This is a genomic window from Actinokineospora cianjurensis (assembly GCF_003663795.1).
In the GTDB taxonomy this organism is placed as follows: domain Bacteria; phylum Actinomycetota; class Actinomycetes; order Mycobacteriales; family Pseudonocardiaceae; genus Actinokineospora; species Actinokineospora terrae.
In genome coordinates this window covers 2505764-2529765 of record NZ_RCDD01000001.1, presented here as the reverse complement: position 1 = coordinate 2529765, position 24002 = coordinate 2505764, and the positions used below count along the sequence as shown (strand labels likewise).

Annotated in this window: 16 protein-coding genes; 10 read left to right on the top strand and 6 right to left on the bottom strand. The window is 71.2% G+C overall.

Annotated elements, in window-relative coordinates:
* Nucleotides 1-14: 14 nt before the first annotated feature.
* Nucleotides 15-1355: a serine hydrolase domain-containing protein gene (locus tag CLV68_RS11480; RefSeq protein WP_121390334.1), complete on the bottom strand. Its 1341-nt coding sequence runs from the start codon at nucleotides 1353-1355 to the stop codon at nucleotides 15-17.
* A gap of 850 nt (nucleotides 1356-2205) precedes the next feature.
* On the opposite strand from CLV68_RS11480, the gene CLV68_RS11475 reads away from it, so the two are divergent.
* Complete coding sequence (locus tag CLV68_RS11475) at nucleotides 2206-2487, top strand: early set domain-containing protein (RefSeq protein ID WP_121390333.1); 282 nt, start codon at nucleotides 2206-2208, stop codon at nucleotides 2485-2487.
* A gap of 108 nt (nucleotides 2488-2595) precedes the next feature.
* Here the strand turns inward: CLV68_RS11475 and CLV68_RS11470 are convergent, their stop codons facing one another.
* Nucleotides 2596-3771 carry an MFS transporter gene (locus CLV68_RS11470; RefSeq protein WP_121390332.1) on the bottom strand — a complete coding sequence of 392 codons (1176 nt, stop codon included), beginning with the start codon at nucleotides 3769-3771 and terminating at the stop codon, nucleotides 2596-2598.
* Nucleotides 3772-3859: 88 nt separating this feature from the next.
* On the opposite strand from CLV68_RS11470, the gene CLV68_RS11465 reads away from it, so the two are divergent.
* Nucleotides 3860-4168 (top strand): ArsR/SmtB family transcription factor, encoded by a 309-nt coding sequence (locus CLV68_RS11465; RefSeq protein WP_246009762.1) that lies wholly within the window; start codon nucleotides 3860-3862, stop codon nucleotides 4166-4168.
* Here CLV68_RS11465 and CLV68_RS11460 read toward each other — a convergent pair.
* Entirely contained in the window at nucleotides 4165-5451 is a 1287-nt protein-coding gene (locus CLV68_RS11460; RefSeq protein ID WP_147459946.1) for a hypothetical protein, read from the bottom strand. The genes CLV68_RS11465 and CLV68_RS11460 overlap by 4 nt on opposite strands.
* 367 nt (nucleotides 5452-5818) lie before the next feature.
* On the opposite strand from CLV68_RS11460, the gene CLV68_RS11455 reads away from it, so the two are divergent.
* Complete coding sequence (locus tag CLV68_RS11455; protein WP_121390329.1) at nucleotides 5819-7087, top strand: hypothetical protein; 1269 nt, start codon at nucleotides 5819-5821, stop codon at nucleotides 7085-7087.
* 890 nt (nucleotides 7088-7977) lie between these two features.
* Here CLV68_RS11455 and CLV68_RS11450 read toward each other — a convergent pair.
* A complete protein-coding gene (locus CLV68_RS11450) occupies nucleotides 7978-8682 on the bottom strand; it encodes a Crp/Fnr family transcriptional regulator (protein WP_121390328.1) in 705 nt (234 codons plus the stop codon).
* A 226-nt stretch (nucleotides 8683-8908) separates the two neighbouring features.
* On the opposite strand from CLV68_RS11450, the gene CLV68_RS11445 reads away from it, so the two are divergent.
* The 7 genes from CLV68_RS11445 (at nucleotide 8909) to CLV68_RS11415 (ending at nucleotide 19350) form a co-directional block, all read left to right on the top strand.
* Nucleotides 8909-9265 carry an RNA polymerase sigma factor gene (locus CLV68_RS11445; protein WP_147459945.1) on the top strand — a complete coding sequence of 119 codons (357 nt, stop codon included), beginning with the start codon at nucleotides 8909-8911 and terminating at the stop codon, nucleotides 9263-9265.
* A 37-nt stretch (nucleotides 9266-9302) separates the two neighbouring features.
* A complete protein-coding gene (locus CLV68_RS11440; protein ID WP_121390326.1) occupies nucleotides 9303-10013 on the top strand; it encodes a hypothetical protein in 711 nt (236 codons plus the stop codon).
* 132 nt (nucleotides 10014-10145) lie between these two features.
* Nucleotides 10146-10589, top strand: coding sequence for a MarR family winged helix-turn-helix transcriptional regulator (locus tag CLV68_RS11435; protein WP_121390325.1), 444 nt, complete (start codon nucleotides 10146-10148; stop codon nucleotides 10587-10589).
* Nucleotides 10579-12234: an MDR family MFS transporter gene (locus CLV68_RS11430; protein ID WP_281274655.1), complete on the top strand. Its 1656-nt coding sequence runs from the start codon at nucleotides 10579-10581 to the stop codon at nucleotides 12232-12234. Before CLV68_RS11435 ends, CLV68_RS11430 begins: the two co-directional genes overlap by 11 nt.
* A 51-nt stretch (nucleotides 12235-12285) precedes the next feature.
* Entirely contained in the window at nucleotides 12286-14136 is a 1851-nt protein-coding gene (locus tag CLV68_RS11425; protein WP_147459944.1) for a vWA-MoxR associated conflict system protein, read from the top strand.
* Between the two features lie 9 nt (nucleotides 14137-14145).
* Entirely contained in the window at nucleotides 14146-15072 is a 927-nt protein-coding gene (locus CLV68_RS11420; protein ID WP_121390323.1) for an AAA family ATPase, read from the top strand.
* Between the two features lie 24 nt (nucleotides 15073-15096).
* The gene (locus CLV68_RS11415; RefSeq protein ID WP_121390322.1) at nucleotides 15097-19350 is read left to right on the top strand and encodes a tetratricopeptide repeat protein; all 4254 of its coding nucleotides are present in this window, start codon (nucleotides 15097-15099) and stop codon (nucleotides 19348-19350) included.
* Between the two features lie 17 nt (nucleotides 19351-19367).
* Here CLV68_RS11415 and CLV68_RS11410 read toward each other — a convergent pair whose 3' ends face one another.
* Nucleotides 19368-20597 carry a S8 family peptidase gene (locus CLV68_RS11410; protein ID WP_281274654.1) on the bottom strand — a complete coding sequence of 410 codons (1230 nt, stop codon included), beginning with the start codon at nucleotides 20595-20597 and terminating at the stop codon, nucleotides 19368-19370.
* 180 nt (nucleotides 20598-20777) lie between these two features.
* Nucleotides 20778-23987 carry a S8 family peptidase gene (locus CLV68_RS11405; protein ID WP_147459943.1) on the bottom strand — a complete coding sequence of 1070 codons (3210 nt, stop codon included), beginning with the start codon at nucleotides 23985-23987 and terminating at the stop codon, nucleotides 20778-20780.
* Nucleotides 23988-24002: the final 15 nt, after the last annotated feature.

Genomic DNA, 24002 nt, shown 5'->3' with positions numbered 1-24002 from the left:
GACGGGGGTTGCGCTCAGGCGGCCGCGAACGCGGCCGTGGTCTTGCGGGCGAGCCTGCCGCCGACCTGCAGCCAGGCGGGCACGCCGGAGTCGTCGGCGAGGAAGCGGCCGACCTGGTCGGTCTCGCCGGTGTCGCAGTCGCGCATCGCGAAGCGCAGGCCCGACAGCGGGGTCAGGTCGGCGAACGGCTCGCCGTCGACGGTCAGCCGCGGCAGGCCGACGCCGGGGATCACCGAGTACACGGTGTCGCCGTTGGCGTAGTCGCCCGCGATGCCCGCGGGCACCGGGACCGGCTCGACCACGCGCGGCACCGGGTCGAAGCCCGCGACCGGGATGCCCAGGTCGGCCAGGTCGTCGGCCAGGGTGCGCCACATCGCGAAGCCGGAGCCCGAGTTGGCGGTGAACGCCACCACGGTGCCGCTGGACGGGTGCATCCGCAGGTGCGCGGAGGTGCCGTCGCCGGTGCCGTCGTGGCCGACCACGGTGCGCCCGGTGCTGTCGTAGACCGCGAGGCCGAGGCCCCAGCCGTCGGCCATGCCGAACGGCTCGGCCGAGGGGACCGCGCCGCGCATCTCCTTGAGCGAACCGGGGTCGAGCAGGTCGTTGCCCTCGGCACCGGCCAGCGCGCGTCCCAACCGGACCAGCTGCGCCGCGCTCGCGGCCAGGGCGCCCGCCGGGGCCTCCAGCGCGGTCAGCGACTGGGCGACCGGGCGGACCGAGCCGTGCGAGCGGTTCACGGTGTGCCCGGTCACCACCTCGTTGGTCGACGCGTGGCGACCCACCACGAACCGGGTGTCCACGCCGAGCGGGCCGAGCACGATGGCCTTGACCGCCTCGGCCCAGTCCATCCCGGTCACCGACTCGATCGCGTGCCCCAGCAGCAGGTAGCCGACGTTGGAGTACGAGAACGCGGTGCCCGGCTCGGCGATCGGGGTCAGCCCGGAGGCCGAGTCGTGCAGGAGCCTGCGCAGTGTGGTAGCCGACGTCAGCGCGCTTTCCCTGGTGTCGGAAGGCAGGCCGGAGGTGTGGCTGAGCAGGTGCCGCGGCGTGGTGTCGGCGAAGTCGGGCAGCACGGCAAGGCCGGGCACCTGCTCGGCGAGCGGCTCGTCGAGGTCGATGTCGCCGTCGACGGCGAGCGCGAGCACGGTGGCCGCGGTGACCACCTTGGTGATCGATCCAACCGGGACGGCGTGCGCGTCGGTCATCGGTTCGCCGGAACCGTGCCGGACCTCGCCGGTGCACCAGGTCCAGGTGCGGTCGTCGTGGTGGATGGCCAACTGCGCGCCGGGGACGGCGTGCGCCGCGGCCAACTCGCCGAGTCTGGCCGCGATCTGGGTACCTGCGGATGCGTCCATGGGTCCTCACTGGTAGGTGCCGGTGGGCACGGTGGGGCCACGCGCGGAATTCGGGTGGGACCGGGCGTGGTGGGTGCGGTGTCGGCGACCGGGTAAACAAGTCCGCCGACTCCGACGACACCTGTGATCTGTGTTCCCCGCGTTCACCGGATTCAATCCTCGAACGCAATCAATGTTGACCAGCGGCGGAGGAGACCAGCTACCGCCGAACGGAGCAATCGAACCCCTATGCATTGTGCCGACCACATTGCCGGGAGGGGCTCGGCGAAATCCCGCCAAACTTGTTTGAACGATCAGACGACGCATTCGCAAAACGGTTTCGCGACCCAACGACGGATTATCGAGCCCGTTTCTGTGACCCCGATCACAGGAATTGGGGAGCGATTCCATGGTCCACTGTGGCCGGTTCAGAATCCTTTTGGTACGAACGACTCCGCACTCGGGAGTCGGTGTCCGAATATCTCTCGCGTTCGCCGCATTCGATACTCGCGGGTAACTTGCACGTGCATCTGAATCGGCATTAACGCCCCTCGACGATCCAGTAACACCCCAAGGGAAGTAATGGGAACACCGGACCCCGGGTAACACCCGGATCGGGCGGCGGAGAGATTCGCGCCACAACCCCGCCCGATCGGACCATCATCTGGGAAGCGTGAGAACCCGAATGTGGTCGAGGTCTCAACATCCATGTCCGAGTTCTGTCGTTTCGGCTGCTCGGCAATGGGCGGCGCATTCGCGGCCGTTCGTCGCAATCGACACGTCCGGGTGATGGCGCTGGTGCCGCGGGCGGCGGCCGGGCAGGCTCCGTGCTCGACCAGCGCACCCGAGCACCGAGGAACCCGCCCCGAAGATGATCAACCTCAAGCCGCTGCCCTTCGCCAAGGTCAGGGTGACCTTCACCCTCGACCGCGACACCCCGCCGGGACCGACCAGCGTTGTCGGCTGCTTCAACGGCTGGACACCGGGCCGCCACGTGTTGCGCGGCCGCTCCAACGGCAAGCGCTCCACCTCGGTGGTGCTACCCGCCGGGACCGCACTGTCCTTCCGCTACCTCACCGAGGGCGGCGTGTGGTCCGACGACCCGGCCGTGCAGACCCGTGACAAACAGGGCAATCCGCGGATAACTGTTTAGGGCGAGAAGCGGGGTAGGACACGAACCCGCGCAAAACCTCGCAAAACCCGCAGGACACACCACAGGCCCGCGCCGAACCCGGCGCGGGCCTGTGGGTCGTCGCGGTGCTCAGGCCCGGACCGGAACCGGCTCCGCCTCGGCGACCGCACCGTCGCGGCGACCGGCCAGCACGAGGAGCACAAAGGACAGCGAGGCCACCGCGGCGGCGACCGGCGGGAGCGCGACAACGCCCCACGAGTCGATCACCAGCCCGCCGACCACCCCGGAGAGGCCGACACCGAGGTAGATCGCCGACGCGTTGATCGACAGCAGCAGGCCGCTGGTGCGCGGGGCGAGTTCGATCAGCCAGTTCTGGATCGGCGGGTTCACCGACCAGGTGCACAGGCCCCACAGGAAGAACACGACCCCGGCCGAGACCGCGGTGACCGCGGTCAGCGGGAGCGTGGCCAGGATGATCACGAACGGGGTGAACGACCACAGCAGCGGCCGCCTGCTGCCGAACCGGTCGGTCAGCCGCCCGCCCAGCACGTTGCCGATCGCCCCGCCGACGCCGTAGGACAGCAGCAACAGGCTGATCGCGCTCCCGTGCAGCCCGGCCGTGGTCGCCAGCAGCGGCGCGACGTAGGTGAAGACCGCGAACGCCGAGAGGCAGCCGAGCACCGTCATGCCCAACACCATCCGCACGCGGCTGTCGGCCAGTACCGCGAACCGCTCCCGGATGCCCACCGCGGGCGGGGCCTCGACCACGGGCAACCAGAAGACGCTCACCACGGCGGCGAGCGCGGACGCTGCGGCCACGAGGGCGAAGACACCGTGGTAGCCGATAGAGCCACCTAGCAGGCTGCCTGCGGGCACACCGACAACCAGCGCGGTGGTGAGCCCGCCGAAGACCACCGCGACCGCACGGCCGCGACGCTCGGGCGGGTTGATCGCCGTCGCCATGGCGGTGGCGACCGGGGTGAAGACCGCGGCCCCGAGCGCGGCGACGACCCTGGCGGCCAGCAGCAGCTCGAAGGTGGGCGCCACCGCGGACAGGGCGTTGCCGACCGCGCTGACGACCAGGGCGGCGATCACCAGCCGCTTGCGCTCCCACCGGCCGGTGACCGCGGCCAGCAGCGGCGAGGCGATGGCGTAGGCGATGGCGAACGCGGTGACCAGCTGACCTGCCGCCGAGGTCGAGACGTGCAGCTCGCGGCCCACCTCGGGCAGCAGCCCGGAGATGACGTAGCCGCTGGTTCCCACGGTGAACGCCCCCGCCGCGAGCAGGTACGTGCGTGGTGACATGCGAGTTCCCCCTTGGCCTGGTGCTTGGTACGAGAGCGATCGTAGTACGAGATGTATCAAACTACGAAATGTCTCGTACTATGGATCGGTGCCCGAGGAACTGCCCCACCCCAGCCTGGCCGAGATCCGCATCGAGCGGGTGCTGCACGCCCTCGCCGACCCGGTCCGGCTGCACATGGTCCGCGAGCTGGCCACGCTGAGCGAGGGCGTGGCCTGCGGGTCGATCGAGCTGCCCGTCAGCAAGTCCACCCGCACCCACCACCTGCGCACCCTGCGCGAGGCCGGGGTGGTCTCCGTGCGGCCGAGCGGCACCGCCCGCATCACCTCGCTGCGCCGCGCCGACCTGGACGCGCTGTACCCCGGTCTGCTCGAAGGCATCCTCAACGCGCCGCACTAGCCCGCGCTGAAGGTGACCCGCTCCGTGGTGCCGCCGACGCGGACGTCGATCGGCTCGGCGATGGCGTCGTTCTCGACCACGTGGTGGTAGACCGCGCCCGCGACGGCCATGAGGGCCAGACCCGGGACGTCCGCGGTCCAGGTCTGCCCGGTGTACCAGGCGAAGTGGGCCCGATCCCCGGCGGCGACGGCGAGCGCGCAGTGGGAGGTGGCGATCGCCTCGGCGACCCAGGCGGCCGGGTCGTCGGCGTTCGGATGGACGACGATCTCGGCGTTGGCGCGCAAGACCGGGTCCGGTTCGGCGGCGTCGACGGCCAGGACGTCCTCGCCCGCGCGGCTGTTGGGCAGGTACGGGACGCGGGCGACCGTGACGACGTCGTTCGATTCCTTTGTGGACACCAGAAAGGCTTTGGCTTCCACAGTTGCCGGGTCCAACGATCCGAACGGTCTTGATGCGACGGTGGTGTCGATTGCCGGTAGGTCCACGAGTTCGCGGACCTTGTCCCGCACCAGCCGCGGGGACGCGGGCGCGGCCATGGGCTCCACTGTGGACTTGGTGCCGCGCACGGCGGCGAACACGTCGCCGTCGATGACCTCGGGGGTGAGCGTCGCCCGGCCGAGTCCTCGCGCGTAGCGGGTGGCCGGACCGGGGTCGCCGATGACCACGTCGGCCGCGATGAGCACGGCGATCCACTCGGACTCCGGCGAGACCGCGACGAGACCGCCGGTGCCCGTGCCGCCGGGGACAACCGTGGCCACCCGGAACTCGTCGAAAGGCAACCGGGACAACACAAGCGAGACCGCGTCCGGCCGCGCGCACCCCAGCGCGACCAGCGTCACGCCGTCCGGGATGCCCAGCCGCTCGCGGAACTCCGCCCGCCTCTCGGCCGCGTCCCGGACCCTGGCCCAGGTCGGATCGCCCATCACGAACGTCCGTCCTGCCGCGCCCGGGATGGACGCCTCCGCGGCGGGCCGGTCCCGCTCGGTCGACACGCCGACCGCCACCGGGATGTCATGGCTGTCGGTGATGCTCACGACCAGCCCGGGGACCTCGCCGGTGGCGTGGCAGGCGATGACGAGGTCGAACCCGTCGGCTCGCGACCACGGCACCGATGGGACGCAGGCAATGCGCAACACGCGCTCCACCGCAGGGGCTCCGCCCACCGCGCTCCACCGAACGAGCACATCCGGATCCGCCTCGACGGCGTGCACGACATCCCTGAGCCCCGCGAACTCCGCCAGTCCCCCGACCGCGACCAGCACCGCCGCGGGTCCACGCCTCACCACTACGCCGAAACCCCCAACCCGCTCCCCACCGACGCCGGTTCGCGATCTTCAGATTGCCACACCGCCGCACAACCGGTGACACAGGGCCATTCGGCGTCCGATTCCCGCCACACCGGCATCGCGCGTCCCAAGTAGACGGTTGGATGGCCGTTTTCCGCGACACCCGGCGGTGTCGTCCTCAGTGGACCGGAGAGTGGTCCGCAATGGCGTCCGGATGGCGGGCAGTTCGGGCAATCCCCTCCGCTGATGGCATCTGCGCGGGCGGCGCGGCCCATGATGACCGCGCAGTGGCCGCGATCGCGAGGGAGCAGGCACCATCGAGAGCCGCGAGATCATCACGTCGACACCGCGGTGGCTGCGCGAGGTGGCGCGCCTGGCGGCCGAACACGGCCGGAGCAGGACCTCGGCCGCGATCGAGCGGCTCGCGGCTGGCCGGGACCGGCCCGGCTGGCGGGTCAACGTCGTCGGCGAGCCGGGGGTGGGCAAGTCCACGCTGGTCAGCCGGGTGCTGGGGCGCGAGGGGTTGTCCGGGGTGGAACTGCTGGAGGCGCCGTGGCAGCCGGGCGGGGCGCCGCTGGCGGCGGTCACCGACACCGACGGGGTGCTGCTCGCGGTGCCCGCCACCGGGGTGTGGGGCGCGGGGCACTCGCGGCTGCTGGAGGACGCGGTCGCCGCGCACACCACGTCGCTCGCGGTGGTCGTCACCATGCTCGACCGGCTCACCTCGGCCGAACGCGGTCGAGTGCTGACCTACATCTCCGCGCGGGTCGGCCGGATCGCGGTCCTGTCCGGCCCCGGTGCCGCGCCGGACGACCCGGCCACGGTGGCGGTGCGGGCGTTCCTGCTCGACTCGGCGCCGCCGCAGGAGCGCGCCGGGTTGCGCGCACGCCGGATCGCCGCCCGGCTGGCCGACCAGTGCACCGCGATGGCCACCAGCGCGGGCGAGACCATCGCCGACGCCCGAAGAGTGCACAGTGGACAGTCCATCGACCGCAGGTCGAGCCGGGCCAGGACCTGGGAACTGCTGCGGGTCCAGCTCTCGGACCGGCAACTGGCGCTGATCGGCCGCATCGGCGAGCACCTGCGCGCCGACCGGGCCGCGGTCCTGTCCAGGCTCACCGCCGACCTGGCCCGCGTCGGCGACGAGCGGACCTGGTGGGACACCCACCTGCCCAACCGGCTGCGCGCGGAACTGATGGACCAGGCCATGCGCGCCGAGCACCACATCCTCACCGGCATCACCACCGACGCCGACTGGCTCGCGGCCCAACTGTCCGACCCAGCCCCCTGGCGCCCACCCCACACCCTCGTCCTGCGCGTCGACCCACCCCCCACCCCGGACACCCTCGCCAAGGTCACCACCCCCACCGAGGACGTCGCGATCCCGCTCCCGGCCCGCGCCCCCGGCCTACCGCGCGCGGTCGAGGGCACCACCGCCACCCTGATCAACCAGATCTGGCGCCTGCTGGCCTCGGCCTACGAACCCCTCTTCACCCACCTGGCCGAACGCCAGGCCCACTGGGAATCCGAGGAACCCCCCACCCCAACCCCCACCACCGACTGGCACACCCTCGCCAGGTCGGCGACGGCTTTGGCAGGCACCATCAACGCCGCCCTACGAACCCCGTTCTAGCACCCACTCGACGGCCGTGCTCGGTCCGCCCATTGGGCCGCACCCGCCGAATCAGCGTCTCCGCGCAGCGCTCCCACTCGACGCCCCATCCCGCGACTACCGCACCCACGCGTGTGCCACGTCCTCGACGGCCTGCTTGGTTCACCTGTCCGTCCGCGCCCCCGCGCCCTCCGAACCAAAGTCTCCGTGCACCAATCCCACTCGGCGCCCCCATCCCGCGACTGCCGCGCATGCGCCCGATCACCACACACACTCGACAGCCGAGCCCGGTCCGCCTATCGGACCGCACACCCGCGCCCCCCAAATCGGCATCCCCGCACAGCACCCTCCCAGCAACTCATCCCGCGACTGCCGCAGCTACGCGTGTGCCACATCCTCGACGGGCTGCCCGGATCACCTGTCGGGCTGCGCCCCCGCGCCCTACGGATCGGCATCCCCACACAGCACTCCCACTCGACGCCCCATCCCGCGACTGCCGCGCATGCGCCCGATCACCACACACACTCGACAGCCGAGCTCGGTCCGCCTATTAGGCCGCACCCCCGCGCCCCTCAAAACCACACCCCCGCTCGACGCCCCGTCCCGCGACTGCCGCGCCTGCGCGTGTGCCCACGTCCTCGACGGCCTGCCCGGGTTCACCTGTCGGGCCGCACCCTCGCGCCCTCCGAATCGGCATCCCCACACGGCACTCCCACTCGACGTCCCGTCCCGCGACACCCGCACCTACGCGTGCGCCCACCCACCAAGTCCTCGACGGCCCGCCCGGTTCGCGTGTCGGGCCGCACCCCCAGCCATCCCGCACGCCCCCGCGCCCTCCGAATCGGCGGCTCCGCGCGGCGCTCCTTCTCGGCGAGCCATCCCGCGACTGCCGCACCTACGCGTGTGCCTACTCACCACACGCACTCGACGGCCTGCTCGGTCCCGGCCAAGCGGGCGACACCGGCCACGTCGGTCACCACCACCCGCCGGTAGCGGGTCTCCACGAGGCCCTCGGCGCGGAACTGGCGTAGGACCCGTTGCACGGAGGGGACCGAGGTCCCGGCCAGGGCGGCGAGTTCTGCCTGGCTCAGTTGGACCGGGATGGCGGTGGCGGTCTGGTGCCGCAGGTCCTTCTCCAGGAGTTCGGCCAGGACGCACGCGACCCGGCGGCGGACCGCGTACCCGGCGAACTCGGTGAGTCTTCGGGTCACCCAGCGGTGCTTCTCGGAGACGGCGCGCAGGACGGCGCGGAGGGCGGGGCCGTGCTGGGTGAGGAAGGCCAGGAAGTCCTCGCGGTCGATGCGGCGGACCACGCCGGGGCCGCAGGCGCGAACGGACACGGTGCGGGGACGGCCCTCGAACGCGGCGAGCTCACCGACCAGGTCACCACCGGAGCGCACGGCGATGAGCGCCTCGTCCCCGCTGGGCCGGTTGGCGTGGACCTTGAACCACCCGAGCAGCAACAGGTACACGTGCGTCGCCGGATCCCCCGCCCGCAACAACCGGTCGCCGTCGCGCACCCGGATGGACTGCCCGAGCCCCAGCAACTCCCGCCGAACCCGCTCGTCGAGACCGCCGAGCAAACTCGCCGGAGGCCACCGGCTCGCAGTGGTCATCAGCCCACCGTTCCCTGGTCGCACCAGTGTCGCCCCACTGTCCCACCAGGTCCCGCCCCCGTACACCAAACGCCCCCACGTCCCCTGAACGGCGCACAGTCCACAAACACCATCCCGCACCGGTGCGGAGTTCCACGCCCTGGTGGGCCACCCGGGTGAACCCTCGTGACAGCAAAGCCCAGCCTCTTACCCACATCAGCCGAACGGAGCGAAGACCACGACCGAGGTGCTAGTCCTAACAGCAGGCGGCTTGGTCACCACCGCCCTACGCCTTTGGTGGCAAGCCAGACGCACCACGGACGCCACCTTCACCGAGTTCTACCGGGCGTCGATCAAGCCCCTGGTGGCTTTCCTGATCCTGCAGGGCGCCACCCTCGCCGAGGCGGCGGACATCGCCCAGGACACGATGATCAGCGCCTACCACCACTGGCACACCATCGCCCACCCCCACGCCTGGACCCGCCGGGTGGCGTCCCGCGCCGTCATCCGCCACCGGGTGAACCAGCCCGAGACCCCGACGGACCCGCTGCCGCACTCCCTGCTGCTGCGCGCAGGTGACATCGAGGGCTGGGAACTCAGGTAGGCATTCACCGCGCTCACCCCGCGCCAAACGCCAGGTCATGGCCTGGAGCCTGAGCGGTCACACCCAGGCCGAGATCGCCGACGCCTTGCTCCACGACACCGTCACCACCGCCCTGACCGGTGTGGTCGACATCGAGGCGGGGCTGGACGCCATCCTGCCCACGACCCACCGGGTGACCCCATCGGTGCCGCACGGGCAGTCGATCACCGAGCACGCCGCGCGGTTCGCGGCTCGCACCGCCGCCGAGCGGCTCATCGCTCGGTCGTGGTTCCCCCTGCACGCGTTGAGGAGTGCGCACGCCCTGACCCGCCTGCTCACCGCGGACAACCCCGTGACCGGATCCCTGATCCCGACCATGTTCCCGACTGACCACACCGGTCGGGCCGCTCGCCTCGGCGCACAACTCTGCGATTCGCTCCTGCGCGCGGGTATGGCCGCTGCGGAACGGGATCTCGCGGCAAGCGCGGGGCAGGTGTCGATCGCGTCGAGGTGCGGTGCGGTGGCCGGTCGCGCGCTTGTCGCCGCCGCCGGGGAGATCACCGGCTTGGCGTGTGCGGCGCTCCAGGAACCTCTTGACGGGATCTTCTCGCGCCTGCTCCCTGCGAGACGCGCCCTGGAGCAGGCGGCGGAGTCGGCCCGTTGCGGGCGCGGGGTCTCCCGGGTGACGATCAATGAACTGCTCACCCGGTTCCTCACCCTCACCCGCGACATCACCCTGGCAAGAGCGGCCGCGATCTCCCGGTCCTGATGTCGATCAAGGCGTGGCGAGGGGGCGATCCCGATGCCGACCTGACCGTCCGGCGACTCCCACCACCCAGTAGTTGCGTTCTACAACCAACCTCCTTATAGTTGGCCATCCCAACCACCACAGGAGGCGGTCATGGTCGCCGGGGTGACGGCCAGTGCGTTGATCGAGGTGTTCCGGGCGGTCGTGCGGGCTGGGCGGGGGTTCAGGCAGGAGGAGCAGCGGTCCGCCGCTGCCCTGTTGGCGTTCCTCGACCACGCGGGCGAGCAGCGGCTTGGGCAGTTGGCCTGTGGGCTGGCGGTCGATCCGTCCGTGGTCAGCAGGCAGGTCGTCGGGTTGGTGCGCGATGGGCTGATAAGGCGGCGGCCCGATCCGGAGGACGGGAGGGCGGGGCTGCTCTCCCTGACCGACGAAGGCGCCGACTGGCTCCGAGGACACCGCGACAAGGAGGCCCAGCGGTTGCTCGCGGCACTCGACCGCTGGTCCGAGGACGACGCGGCCACCCTCCTGTCCCTGCTGCGCAGGCTCGAAGACGACGTGCGCGGCCTGTCCACCAAGGAGTCCCCCCGTGCCCACTGAGTCCACAGCGCTCCCCACCGAGCCCGGAACCGAGACAGAGACCAAAGCCGGAGCCGGAACCGGAACCAAAGCCGAGGCCGAGGCCAAGACCGGAACCGAGACCGGCGCCGAGGCGAGCGGCCGGATGGAGCACCGCCGCGTGATCGAGGCGTTGACCGGTCTGCTGCTGGCGATGCTGACCGCGTTCCTGTCCTCCACCATCGTGTCCAACGCGCTGCCGACGATCATCCGGGACCTGCACGGCTCGCAGCGGCAGTACACCTGGGTGATCACCGCGGCGCTGCTGGCGTCCACCGCGAGCACCCCGATCTGGGGCAAGCTCTCGGACCTCGTCAGCAAGAAGCTGCTGGTGCAGCTGGCGATCGGCGTGTTCACCGCCGGTTCCGTACTGGCGGGCTTCGCGCAGTCGATGGACGTGCTGATCGTCTGGCGCGTCGTGCAGGGCCTCGGGCTCGGGGGGCTGCAGTCGCTGGTCGTCATCGTGATCGCGGCGATGATCAGTCCCAGGGAGCGCGGCCGGTACTCCGGTCCGATCGCGGCGGTCATGTCGGTGGCGACGGTCGCGGGTCCGCTGCTGGGCGGGGTCATCGTCGACACGAGCTGGCTGGGGTGGCGGTGGTGCTTCTTCGTGTGCGTGCCACTGGCGGTGCTCTCGGCGCTGGTCGTGCAGCGGACGCTGAACCTGCCCGTCGTGCGGCGCAGGGTGCGGATCGACTACTGGGGTGCCGCGCTGATCACCGCTGGGGTGAGCGTCCTGCTGATCTGGGTGACGCTCGCGGGCAGCGAGTTCGCCTGGGGTTCCGGCACGTCGTTCGCGCTGGCCGGTGCCGGTGTGGTGCTGCTGGCGCTGGCGGTGTGGGTGGAGTCGCGGGTGGCCGAGCCGATCATCCCGTTGCGCCTGTTCGCCGATCGCACCACCGCGCTCGCCACCGTGGCCGGCATCGCGGTCGGCACGGCCCTGTTCGGCGGCGCGGTCTTCCTCGGCCAGTACTTCCAGATCGCCAGGGGCTACTCGCCGACCGCGGCCGGGCTGCTGACCCTGCCGATGATCATCGGGTCGGTGCTCTCGTCCACCCTGTCCGGCATCCTGATCACCCGCCTCGGCCGGTGGAAGGCGTTCCTGGTGGTCGGCTCGGCGCTGATGGTCGCGGGCTTCGGCCTGCTCGGCACGATCGACCACACCACGGACATGGTGCTGCTCGGCGCGTTCCTGTTCGTCCTCGGCGTCGGCATGGGGATGACGATGCAGAACCTGGTCCTGGCCGTGCAGAACACCGTCGCCCCCGCCGACCTGGGCGCCGCGAGTTCCACCGTCGCCTTCTTCCGCTCCCTCGGCGGCACGGTCGGCGTGTCCGTCCTCGGCGCGATCCTCGCCGGCCGCGTGGGCACCCTGACCACCCAGGGCCTCGCCGACGCGGGGATCCCCGCGGGCTCCGGCGGCGCGGGCATCGGCTCGTTGGACCAACTCCCGCCCGCCGTGGCCACCATCGTCCGCACCGCCTATGGCGACGCGACGGCGACGATCCTGCTGGTGGCGGCCGTGCTGTCCATTGCGACGGTGGTCTGCGTCGCCGCCATCAGGGAGGTCCCGCTCCGCACCCAGTCCGGCACCCAGCGCTTGGCCGGGGAACGGGCCGCGGTCTGAGCCGAAACGCCACCGCTCCCGGCACCGATCTAGCCTTGTGATCATTGCCCGGTGACAGGAGCGGCGAGCGAGCGGATGACCATGACGCGGCACCTGCTCGTCGTCGCCACCCGGTGCGGGGCGGTCGGGCAGCCGGATGCCCTGGAACGGGCCGCGTCCACCTTGCACGCCGCGCTGACCGACCCGGCGCTCAAGGCGATGTCCGGGCCGCCGGTAGTCTCGTTCGCGGACCCGGCCGACGCCCGGCTGCGGGTGATGACCGCGGCCAGGACCGCGGGGAGGGCGGGTGCCACGCTCGTGCTGGCCGTCCTGGGGGCCGCTCGCGGCAACCATTACGTCACCGCCGACGGCGCCATGGTCGACCTGCGGCAACTGCTCCAAGACTGCGCCGAGATCGTTCCCCTGACCGCGCTGCTCGACCTGCACGGCGCCGCGCACCCGGTCACCGTCGACGGCGGCACGGTCCTCACCGCGGCGACGGACGACCTCCGCGCCACCTTCGCCCTCAGCGCCGTGATCACCGCGGGTGACCCTGCCGGTGACGAACACATCACCCTGGACCCCGCGCTTGCCGCGACAATCGGCGCCACCCTCACCGGCGACCCCGTTCCCCTCGTGCCCAACCGGGTCTGGGTCCCGCACCTGCTCGGCGAGGTGATCGGACCGCTCGGCCGCGCCACGGTCGACCGGCTGCTCCACGCCTGGGGCGAGTTCCCGGTGCCGCCGGTCTGGACGCGGGAGCGGTTCGACGAACTGCGCGCGGCCGTCGAGTCAGCGCAGGACACCCTGGGCACGCGGCGGATCCTGCACACCCACTCCGCCTTGTTCTACGCCGTGCGGGCCGCCGAGTGCGCGCGCGAGTTGGACCTGTCGACGGACGCGATCCGCGCGGCGGCAACAGCGGTCGGGTTGACCGGCGACGGGTCCGGATCGGGCCTGCTGGTGCGGGTGTTGGAGGACGCTGCGCTCAACGGGTCGGCGCGGGGCAAACCGAAGGCCGCGGTCGCACGGTTGCTGGTGGCGTTGGCCAAGGCGGTCGGTGCGGGTGGCGAGCACCCGGCGTTGCGGACTTGGGCGGCGGATGCGCACGCGGAGCCGGAGTTGCGGGACGCGGCGAGCGAGGTGCACGTCCCGCTCGCGGGGCGCAAGGAGTTGCGGCTGGTGGTGAGCCTTGCCGCCGAGGCCCCGCTGTGGCCGGACGCGGTGGAGGCGTACCTGCTGCGGCCCGGCCAGAGCCCGACCCCGCAGACGGTGTTCGAGTCGGACCGGACCCAGGCGGGCGCCGAGGCCGCGATCGGGCAGGCGCTGGCGTGGGCGGACGGGCGGTTGCGGCCGGGCGAGCGGCTGCGCCACCTGGACCTGGCCGCGCCCGCGCACCTGCTGGCCACCTGGTACCCGGAGCGCAGCAGGCCGGGCCGGTTCTTCCTCGGCGCCCGCCACCAGGTGCTGACCCAGTGGACCGGCTGGCTGGACCCGACGACCTACCGCGCCGACCTGCACGACAACGCCCACGACGTGCTGCACCGGGTGGGCGCGACGGCCGGGGTGCCGCTGGACCCGCTCGGCGCCGACGCGCTCGGCGACCTCGACGTGCTCGACGAGCGGCTGGCCAACAGCGAGTTCACCGGGGCCATCGCCATCGACCACCGGCCTGCCGACCTGGCCGCGGTGCTGGACCTGCTGCTGCCGTACTGCCCGATCCTGCTGTGGCCGAGGGAAGAGGGCGAGGGCTGGCTGACCGCGCTGTACGAGCGGTGGGGGTCGCTGCCGGAGGGACTCGCGTCGGCGTACCGCGACGGGTCCCCGCTGCGCTGCCTGCGGTCGGTGTGGCACGACGAGGACTGGCTGGTGTTCGGCCGACGGCTGGCCAGGCGCGAGATGAACCCCCCGACGGCGAGCTGAGAGGTGGACATGACCTGGGCGCGGTACTACCGGGGTGACGGCGAGCAGCGGCGCGAGGTGCTGCCCGACCCACCGCCGTGGCGGACCTTCCCGCGTCGGTCGTCGCACGCGCGGTTCCAACCGCCGCCGGGGCTGGTGGAGGCGGTGAACGCGGCGGTGCTGCTGCGCAGGCCGCTGCTGGTGTCCGGGACGGCGGGGTCGGGCAAGTCGACGATCATCGAGCAGGTCGCGCACGAGTTGGACCTGGGCCAGGTGTTGCGCTGGCACATCACCTCCCGCAGCACCCTGCGCGACGCGCTCTACCGCTACGACGCCCTGGGCCGCGTGCACGCGCAGAACCTGCGGCGGGAGGGCATCGACCACGGCGAGGACGACATCGCCGAGTTCCTGCGGCTCGGTCCACTCGGGACGGCCCTGCTGCCCTCGGACCGTCCACGGGCGTTGTTGATCGACGAGATCGACAAGAGCGACCTTGACCTGCCCAGCGATCTGCTGGACGTGCTGGAGCGCGGCGAGTTCGAGATCCCGGAGCTGACCCGGCACGCGGTGGACGAGATCGCGGTGCGGCACTGGGAGAGCACTGAGACGAGCGTCGTGTCCTCGGGGAAGGTCGCCTGCACCGAGTTCCCGTTCATCGTCCTGACGAGCAACGACGAACGCGACTTCCCACCCGCGTTCCTGCGGCGCTGCGTGCGGTTCACGATGCCCAAGCCGGGGGTGGTGGAGCTGCGCCGGATCGTCGCCGCGCACCTGGATGTGGACCCGTTGAGCCAGCCGGTGTCGGAGCTGGTCGCGGCCTTCGCCCAACGCCTCGAAGACAACGACGTCCTCGCCGTGGACCAGCTGCTCAACGTCATCCACGTGGTCACGGGTCCAGGCGGCGCGGACACCGAAAGCCTGCGGGACCTCCTATTGCGATCGCTGAACCATGGCTGACCCGGGCACCGAGGCCGTCGAGTCATGACCGACGCGCTGGCGGGAGTGGTCGCGGCGATCTCGGCCGCGGTGCCGGAACTGGATGTCTGGGCGGTGGCGGACGCGGTGTGGCTGGCGGGGCAGGTTGTGTTGCCGCCGGTCGAGCCGGTGGTCGTGCCGCCGCAGGCTCCTGTCGTCACGCCGCCGGTCGTTCCCATGCCCGCGCGCGTCGACCCGCCCGCACCCGTCGAGCGGCGGCCGGTGGTGGAGCGGACGTCGTCGAGCCCGGAGCGCAGGCAGGGCAAGCCGACGACCGTGCCGGTGACCCGCGCGTCGGTGGACCTGTTGGCCATGGGGCGCGCGCTGCGGCCGTTCCTCAAGCCGTGGCGCGCCGGAGTGCGTGACCGGTTGGACGTGGACGCGACCGTCGAACGCTACGCGGCGGACGGGATCCTGGTGCCGGTGGTCGCGCCGGAGCCGGAGCGCTGGTTCGACGTGGTGGTGGTCGTCGACACCAGCACCACGATGTCGGTGTGGCACGACGACGTGTCGGCGTTCGTGGCCCTGTTGCGCCGGATGGGCGCGTTCCGGCAGGTCCGGACCTGGCACCTCACCCCGGCCACCGCGACGGTGCGCGACGACGACGGCCCGATCACGTCGCTCCCCCGGCGCCTGCGCACCCCAGGTGCTCGCCGCCTGGTCATGTTCCTGTCGGACTTCACCGCCCCGGAGTGGCGCTCCGGTCCACTGTGGAACCTGGTGCGCTCTGCGGCGGCCACCACTCCCACGGTCATCATCGACCCGCTGCCGCAACGACTCTGGCGTCATTCCGCCCTGAACCAACGCCGCGTCCGGGCCCACGCCCTCACTCCTGGCCGCCTCACCGCAGGCGTCCCCACTGTGTCGTTGACCCCGGCCTCGATCGCCCGCTGGTCGCACACCCTCATGCGCGGCGCCCACCCCGGCTGCGACGCCATCCTCGTGGACTCCCCGGTCCGCCCCAGCATCCCCGCGACGATCACCGAGGTCGCCGAGTCCTTTCTGCACACCGCGACACCGGCCGCTGTCCGCCTGGCCGTACTCTGCTCCCACTTCAGCCGCTTCGGTCTGCCGCTGTTGCACCTGATCCGACACACCATGGTCCCCGACGCCGACCTATCGGACATCGCCGAGTTCCTCTCCAGCGGCCTGCTCACCGTCGTCACCCCCGACCCCCGCTACCCCGTCCTCGCCTTCCGCCCCACCGCCGCCCCCTTGATCCAGGCCCACCTGACCCACCAGGACGCCTGGGACCTGGTCGAGACCCTGACCGCCCACATAGCCACCCAAACCCCCACCCCCGCCGGCGTCTCGGCCCTGATCCTTGACCCCGCCGCCCGAGCCACCCTCCCCGCCGAATCCCAGCAGTTCGCCACCGCCGCCACAGACCTCTTGAACACCCTCGACGCCGCGGCTCCCATCGCGACCCCGACGACCAGGCAGGTCGACGAGACCCTCGCCCGGGTCGTCGCTGTCGGCGACCGCACTGCCCTCCTCATCACCTCGCGCCTGGCGTTGCTCCTCGCCGCGGGCGACACACTCCCCGACCAGGTGGAGATTGGCGTCATCGGGGAATCCACCACGACCACCGGCACGGTCATCTGGCGCTCCGGGCGCTTGGCCCTGCTCACCACCACCGAGGACGTCGTCCCCGACCTCCAGCCGGTCCGCTGGGGCACCCCGATCACCAGGGGCGCCGAGGGCGAGCACAAGGTCATCGGCCGATCCCTTGCCCCGTCCCGCCTGGTGTGGACCACCACCCTCCCCTTCGCCGACTCCCTCGCCGTCGAATACCCCCGCCACATCCGCGACGCCGACGGCTACACCTTCTCCGGCGGCGCGATAGTCTTCCACGAGGGCTTGGTCGTGGGCGTGATCCCCACCCTCACCCCGCGAAGCCCCGCCCACCACGCCGTTCTCACTACGCGAACCCTGTTGGACCGCGAGAACTTCCGCGAAGTAGTAGCCGCGCACGCAGGCGCGTGCTTCCCAGAACCCTTGGAACTGGCCGAGTTCTCCACCCCACCCCCCACCCTCCCCACCTTCGGCCACGTCCTCACCCCCGCCCCCCTCCTCAACCCAGCCCTGGGCGCCTTCCCCACCCCCACCGAACAACCCTGGCTGGACACCTTCGACACCCTCCACACCAGCAATCCGGTCCTGAACTTCGCCAACCCCGATCTCCCCGCACACCCCACTCTCACCGCCCGCTTGGCCAACGGCCTCCCTCGTGAGTGGACAGTCGCCTGGCTCGACTGGCCCCACCTCGACTCCCTCGCCCTCTCCCCGCACGACCCAGTGTTGATTGTCTGCGCCAACCCGCCCCCCGACGCCACAATCCCGCTCCCACAAGGCGGAACCCACCTTCTCCTGCTCTCCGACCACCCACTCCCCTCCGCCGCGATCTCGGTGATCACCCCCGTCGTCACCGGCGCCCCCGATGTCCCACTGCGAAGAACCGGTCGGATTGTGCAGGGAATCCGGCTGGGGATATACGAACTCGCACACGACCTCGAACGCGCCCACCGCAACCCACCGGGCGATGTCACCGCGCTGCTGCGCCACGAGACAACTATGTGGCAGGGGGTCCACGACCTTCCCCTCGACGACACGGCAAGGCTCATCGCGTTGAACCCTGCCGACCGAGCCCGCGCACTGGAGATCGCGGCCAACGAGGCGGTGGCCGACACAGTCGCCCGCTTCTACCCGTCCGAACACGGTTTCATCTCGGCACCACGCTTCCTGCGGGAAGGCTGCCTCGACGTACTCGGGAAAGCTGGTGTTGGCCGTCTCTTCCGGATGATGACCGCCGTGGAACGGGTTCGGCTCCTGCTGCTCCTGGACAAGGCATCCGGCTCAGGCGAGTTCACCGAACTCATCGATCTGCTCGTGGAGGACACGCATCGGGCCGAACTCATCCTCGCCCTGGTTCCGTCACTGGCGAATCCGCAGCCGTTCCTCGACGCCTTGGGCAAGGTCAAGGCAAGGGCCAGGCGCCGCCGGTTCGTCGCGCTGGTGCCGGACTACAGCGAGGTGTTGGCTGACTTCGCGGTCGAGCTCACCCGGGCCGTGACCAAGGACGACGCGGCTATGATGATCCGACTGAACCGGGCAGGCAGGTACGACGAGGCCATCCACATCGGCACCACCCCCCACCTCGACGCCGCCATGGCCAACGAACTCGCTGTCGCCTACTACGCGGAGGAGCACATCGAGCAGGCCGTGCGCGCGGCCGAACACGCGGCCAACCTGTATCTCGCCAATCGTGATCCCTCCGACCTCTCCTGGCACAACCACTCGGTCAGCCTGAACAACCGGGCTGTCACCTTGCTGGCACTTGGCCGCCCGAACCGCGCTCTGGACGTCATCGGCGACAGCTTCATGGTGGGCAATGACAGCCACGATGTCCGCAACTTCTCCACCACGTTCATCAACCTTGCGACGATCGAGTACGCCGTCGGCAAACGCGGCTATATCGACCACAGGACCAAGACCGCGTTAGACGACGCCGTCGTGCTCGCAGCCGAGAACCCCGACGCGCACCGTACCAACCTGGCCCACATCCAGACCATCGTCGCCCGACTATCCCTTTCGGACGATCCAGCCCCCGAGCTGGCGCAGCAGGCAGTCGAGACACTGCGCGCCTCCAGGCTGTGCGGCCCCGCCGTACTCGCCCACAGTCTGACCATCCTCTCCCTGACCCACTGCGCCACCGGCAACCTCGACGCCGCCCTGCAAACAGCCGAGGAAGCCGTGTCGCTGGCGTCAAGCCAACCCAGGGCCACCACCACGGCCGAGGCGTTCGAGGCGCGGGCCGCCGTGCAGCGGGAGATGGGCAGGCTGATGAGCGCGGACGACTGCCACCGCACGTCCATCGCGATCTACCACAACCTCCTCCCCACCAGGCCCGAACTCCGCTCAGACCTGGCCACCTGCCTCAACAACCACGGCATCACCCTCGACCTCATGGCCGACACCCCCGGCGCCATCACCGCCCACTCCGAAGCGGCAGCCCTCTTCCGCGAACTGGCCGGGGAGAACCGCGGCGCCTACCGCGTCGAACTGGCCATCTGCCTCGCCAACCTCGCCCTCGCGCACGGCCCGTCCCAGCAAGCCCACACCGCCGCCGAGGAGGCGTTGGCGATCTTCCAGAACCTGGCCCGCCACGACCCCGGTCACGCCAAGGCCCTGGAGCGCACCGAGAGGATCTACGAATACGTTCGCCGGTCAGACCCCGGCGACGGAACCGCCGGGGTCTGACTGGTCACAGTGGACTGTTAGACGGGGATGTGGTTGGCGAACAGCAACAGGTTCGGGGAACCTGCACCGGGGCTCAGGACCACGCCGGGAGTGGCGTTGGCGGTCAGCGAGGTCGCCGTCTGCCACGCGGAGTCGCCGGGGAAGCGTTGGCGCCACATGGCGGCGGTGCCGGTGACGTGCGGGGCGGCCATGGAGGTGCCGCTCATCGTGGTGTAGGCGTTGTCGGCGGTGTGGTGGGCGGAGTAGATGTTGCGGCCGGGGGCGAACAGGTCGACGCAGGAGCCGAAGTTGGAGAACGACGAGCGCGTGTCGTTGGGGTCGGTGGAGCCGACGGTGGTCGCGGCCGGGGTGCTAGCCGGGGAGTAGCCGCAGGCGTTGGCGTTGGAGTTGCCCGCGGCGACGGAGTAGTGGACGTTGCCCGCGGAGATCGAGTTGGTGACGGCGGTGTTGAGCGGCGGGAAGTTCAGGCCGCCGAGGCTCATGTTCGCGACGCCCTTGCGGCCGGTGAGGATGGCGTCGTTGGTGACCCAGTCGACGCCCGCGATGACGCCGCCGCCGGTGCCGCTGCCCGCGCAGTTGAGCACGCGCACCGAGACCAGCTGGACCTGCTTGGCCACGCCGACGGTCTTGCCGCCGACGGTGCCCGCGACGTGCGTGCCGTGGCCGTGGCAGTCGTTGCCGGGCGGGAAGACGCCGCCGACGGTGTCGATGCCGTAGATCGCGCGACCGCCGAACTCCTGGTGGGTGTAGCGGATCCCGGTGTCGATGATGTAGGCGTAGACGTTCGGCGCGGTCTGCGGGTAGTGGTACTTGGTGTCCAGCGGCAGGGAGCGCTGGTCGATCCGGTTGAGCCCCCACGACGGCGGCGCGGTCTGCACGCCGAGCGCCTGGGTGGCGAACTCCTGGTCCTGCGCGATGTACTCGAAGGCGGTGTCGGTCGAGAGCTGGCGCGCCTGCTCGACGCTGGCCTTGACCTGGAACCCGCGCAGCGCCGTGTAGTACGAGTTCTGCACGGTCACACCGTACTTCTGCGTCGCCTCGGTGGCGCGCCGCTTCACCACGTCCGGCGACGCCTGCTGGTCGGCGAGTACCGCGATGTAGGTGTCCGGCACGGCGGTGGGGGTGTCGGCGAACAGGATCTGCGCGGGCTTGGTGGCGGGCGCGGGCGCCGCGGCAACGGGCACCGCGCCGCCGAACCCGGCGACCACGACGACTGTGCCCGCCAACAACGCGAAGCGTCGGGACACCTTCCTGAACCTGGCGTTCATTGCGTGAAGCCTCCACTGGAGCAGGGAATGACAGGGAGGCTGAGCACACCGCACCGGGGTTGTGGTTCGGTTGCGACCCGCGCGTAGCCGACATTCGGCGCAACCACGCGCCGGGCCGGACGGGCTCACCCACTGGTGGCGCCCGTCCGGCCGACCGCGTCATCCGCCGTAGGCGCGGATCACTGTCTGCTCAACCTCGTTCCCCTCTCGGTCGATCGCCTTGGCCCGCAACGACACGAACGCAGTACCGGCCGGCCGCACAACCGATCCCGCGCCGTCCACAACCGGTACGTCCACCCAGGTGATCCCGTCGTTGAACGAGGCGGACAACGTGAGCTGGGTCAGCGTCACCTTCCCCAACTGCGGCTGCCGCGCCACACTCACGCCGACCCGTGTCGTCCGGCCGACGGCGTGGTTGCGCGGGTCCAGCCCGACCGGCGCGAACCGGACGGCCAGCAGCGGCAGGATCGCCCCGCCCTTGCGCGACTGCGGCTGCGGACGCACGGAGGTGAACGACCATGACGTCTGCACGCGCGGCGACAGCGTGGTGCTGCGCTCTACTGTCGCGTCGATCCGGTACCGGGCGGCCTGTTCCGGCACGTCCCACACCCCCTGCCCCGGCTCGGTCGAGGTGCCGACGAGTTCGCCCTCCCGGTACAGCGAGGTCTCCGCCGAGTCCACAAGGGACGCGCCGGTCCGATCCGCCGAATCGGTGAGCATCGGCACCCCGATGGAGATGGTGTCGTTCACCCGAACGGCCAAGCCGTCCTTGGGCAGCGAGGGGCCGAACACCGCGGTGTTCCACTCCTCGCGGTAGGTCTGACCCGGGGCCCGCTTGACGACATCACCCGAGGACACCGACTCGGTGATCACCTGCCCTTTGACCACCCGCCACTGCTGGAACTCCGCCGACCAGTCCTCGCCGCTCGCACCGTGGAACTCGGTCCTGGTCAGCGGCAGCGTGATCGGCAGCCCGTAGCCGGACCCGGTCTGGAACTCGGGTTCGGACACCAACCACAGCTTGGTGCCGCTGCGCTTGGTCTGGACCTGCCGGTAGGTCGTCTCGACCCGGGCGAGCGAGTCGTCGGCGACGTGCCGGGTGAACCCGTCCGGCAGCGCGCCGCCCTGGAACCAGGCCACGTTGTAGGTGACCGGAGCGCCTTCGACACCGCCCGCGGCGTCCGGCACGTAGAACGCGCCACCGACATCGGCCACGACATCGGGGATGGGGCCGCCGCGCTGGGTGGTGAAGATCCGCTCGAAGGTGTCGCCGAGCACGCCCGCGTACAGGGTGCCCCACGGCAGTCGACGGCCGTAGCCGGTGCCGACCACCCGGGAGCGCACGTCCGCCCGGTCGAAGTCGATCACGATCGGTTTCGCGTCCGCCGCGTCCAGCTCGACCGTCGTGTCGGCCGACACCACCACGTTCGGCTCCACGACCTTGCGCGAGGTGACCCGGCCGTCCCCGGTCGGCGCGGAGATCACGGTGTCGAGGTGGTAGGTGCCCTTGCGGACCCGGACCTTGCCCTCGCCGCCCACTGTCCAGATCGGACGGTACCGGTTCGCGCTCACCCCGAACAGCAGGCTGAAGTTGCTGTCGGACCGCTCGCCCGAGGCGTTGACGGTGTGCACGGTGAGGTCATAGCTCTCCGGCTCCCGGTCGACCGCGACCGGGGTCGTGATCCGCTCCACACCGCCCTCGGCGACGACCCACGCGCTGTGGACCGTGTCCGGCGCCTCGACCTTGGTGTCGACGGTGATCTCGACCTCGGAACGTCCCCGGGCGGGCACGGTCACCTCGGTGGCCGACAACCGGAACATCCCCGCGGGCGCGCCGCCCGCCAGCGACAGCCGCAGCACCAGCGGGACCGCCGCGGTGTTCACATAGGACAGCTTCTTGGTGACCGTCTGGTCGTCGTTGTGCGGCCACGGCTGCCTGCCGATCGACACCGCGGGCGGGTCGGTGACGCCGACCTGGTTGACCGCCCTGGCGATGTCCACGCGCCCGGCACCTTGGTCGAACGCGGTCGGCCCGTCCAGCTGCTTGGCCGATCCCATGAGCGCGGCCTTGATCTGGCGCGGTGACCAGTCCGGGTGGCGCTGCACCATGATCGCCGCCGCCCCGGCGACGTGCGGGGTGGCCATGGAGGTGCCGCTGAGCGAGGTGTACCGGTCCTTCTTCGTGCCCAGGTTGGAGTACTTCGACCGCGCGGCGACGATGTTCAGGCCCGGCGCGGAGATCTCCGGTTTCAGCGCGGCGTCGCCCACGCGCGGACCACGGGAGGAGAACCCGGCGAACCGGTCGGACTTGTCGGTCGCGCCCACCGCCAGGGCGGCGTCCGCGCTGGCGGGCGAGGCGACGGTCTCCGCGCCGTAGCCGCCGTCGTTGCCCGCGGCGATCACGAACAACGCCTTGTCGCTCAACCGGTTGACCGCCTCCTCCAGCGGGTCGACGTCCGCGGTGTCGGTGCCGCCCAGGCTCAGGTTCACGACCTTGGCGCCGGAGTCGACCGCCCACTGCATACCCGCGAGGATGGCCGACTCGGCGCAGCCCCACCCGCCGCACACCTTGCCGATCAACAGCTTGGCCTCGGGCGCGACGCCGACGTACTTGCCCGCCGACACCGATCCGTTGCCCGCCAGCGTGGAGGCGACGTGGGTGCCGTGCCCGTCCGCGTCGGCCAGTTCGCCGCCCTCGCCGGTGAAGTCGCGGCTGGCCTGGATGCTCTTGCGCACGTCGGCGTGCGTGCCGTCGATCCCGGTGTCGAGCACGGCGACCGGCACGCCCTTGCCGGTCCACCCGGCGCCCCACGCCCCGCGCGCGCCGATCAGCGGCACGCTCACGTCCAGGCTCGGCTTGCGCACCCCGTCCAGCCACACCTTCCCCGCGGCCCGGCTCTGGCTCAGCCGCGTCCAGTACGCGCCCGTCTCGGCCTTGGGCACCCGCACCGCCTTGGCGTCCACACTGGACAGTGCCATGCCGGTGCCGGGCGCGGCGGCGGGCGCGATCAGGGGAAGGTCGGCCCGGTCCTCGTCCCCGTATCCGTCGCGCAGCAGGGCGGCGACGTCGAACAGCCGCCGGTCCACCCTGCCCGCCTGCAACGGCGCCCATGCGTCAGACGGGACTACCGACAGGCTGTCCCCGGTTCCAGCGGTGGCGAACTGGATGCCGACCCGCCCGGGTCCCGGTTCGACCGCGGGCACGAGCCGCTGGCCGACCTTGTGCAGGGTCACGTGATCGCCCGTGATGAGGGTGAGCGATCCGAGGTAGGTGGGCCGCTGCGCGTCCGTGCTCGCATGTGCGGCGGGAACAGCAAGACCGAGCAGCGCGGACGCTGTCACGGTCAGGAGGACCAGGGCTGGGCGCATCTCCCAAACCAACTC

Bases quoted from the DNA above. Each gene is read 5' to 3' on its own strand.
- CLV68_RS11480 (WP_121390334.1), bottom strand. From the start codon at position 1,355: ATGGACGCATCCGCAGGTACCCAGATCGCGGCCAGACTCGGCGAGTTG.
- CLV68_RS11475 (WP_121390333.1), top strand. From the start codon at position 2,206: ATGATCAACCTCAAGCCGCTGCCCTTCGCCAAGGTCAGGGTGACCTTC.
- CLV68_RS11470 (WP_121390332.1), bottom strand. From the start codon at position 3,771: ATGTCACCACGCACGTACCTGCTCGCGGCGGGGGCGTTCACCGTGGGA.
- CLV68_RS11450 (WP_121390328.1), bottom strand. From the start codon at position 8,682: ATGACCACTGCGAGCCGGTGGCCTCCGGCGAGTTTGCTCGGCGGTCTC.
- CLV68_RS11440 (WP_121390326.1), top strand. From the start codon at position 9,303: ATGGCCTGGAGCCTGAGCGGTCACACCCAGGCCGAGATCGCCGACGCC.
- CLV68_RS11435 (WP_121390325.1), top strand. From the start codon at position 10,146: ATGGTCGCCGGGGTGACGGCCAGTGCGTTGATCGAGGTGTTCCGGGCG.
- CLV68_RS11420 (WP_121390323.1), top strand. From the start codon at position 14,146: ATGACCTGGGCGCGGTACTACCGGGGTGACGGCGAGCAGCGGCGCGAG.
- CLV68_RS11415 (WP_121390322.1), top strand. From the start codon at position 15,097: ATGACCGACGCGCTGGCGGGAGTGGTCGCGGCGATCTCGGCCGCGGTG.
- CLV68_RS11405 (WP_147459943.1), bottom strand. From the start codon at position 23,987: ATGCGCCCAGCCCTGGTCCTCCTGACCGTGACAGCGTCCGCGCTGCTC.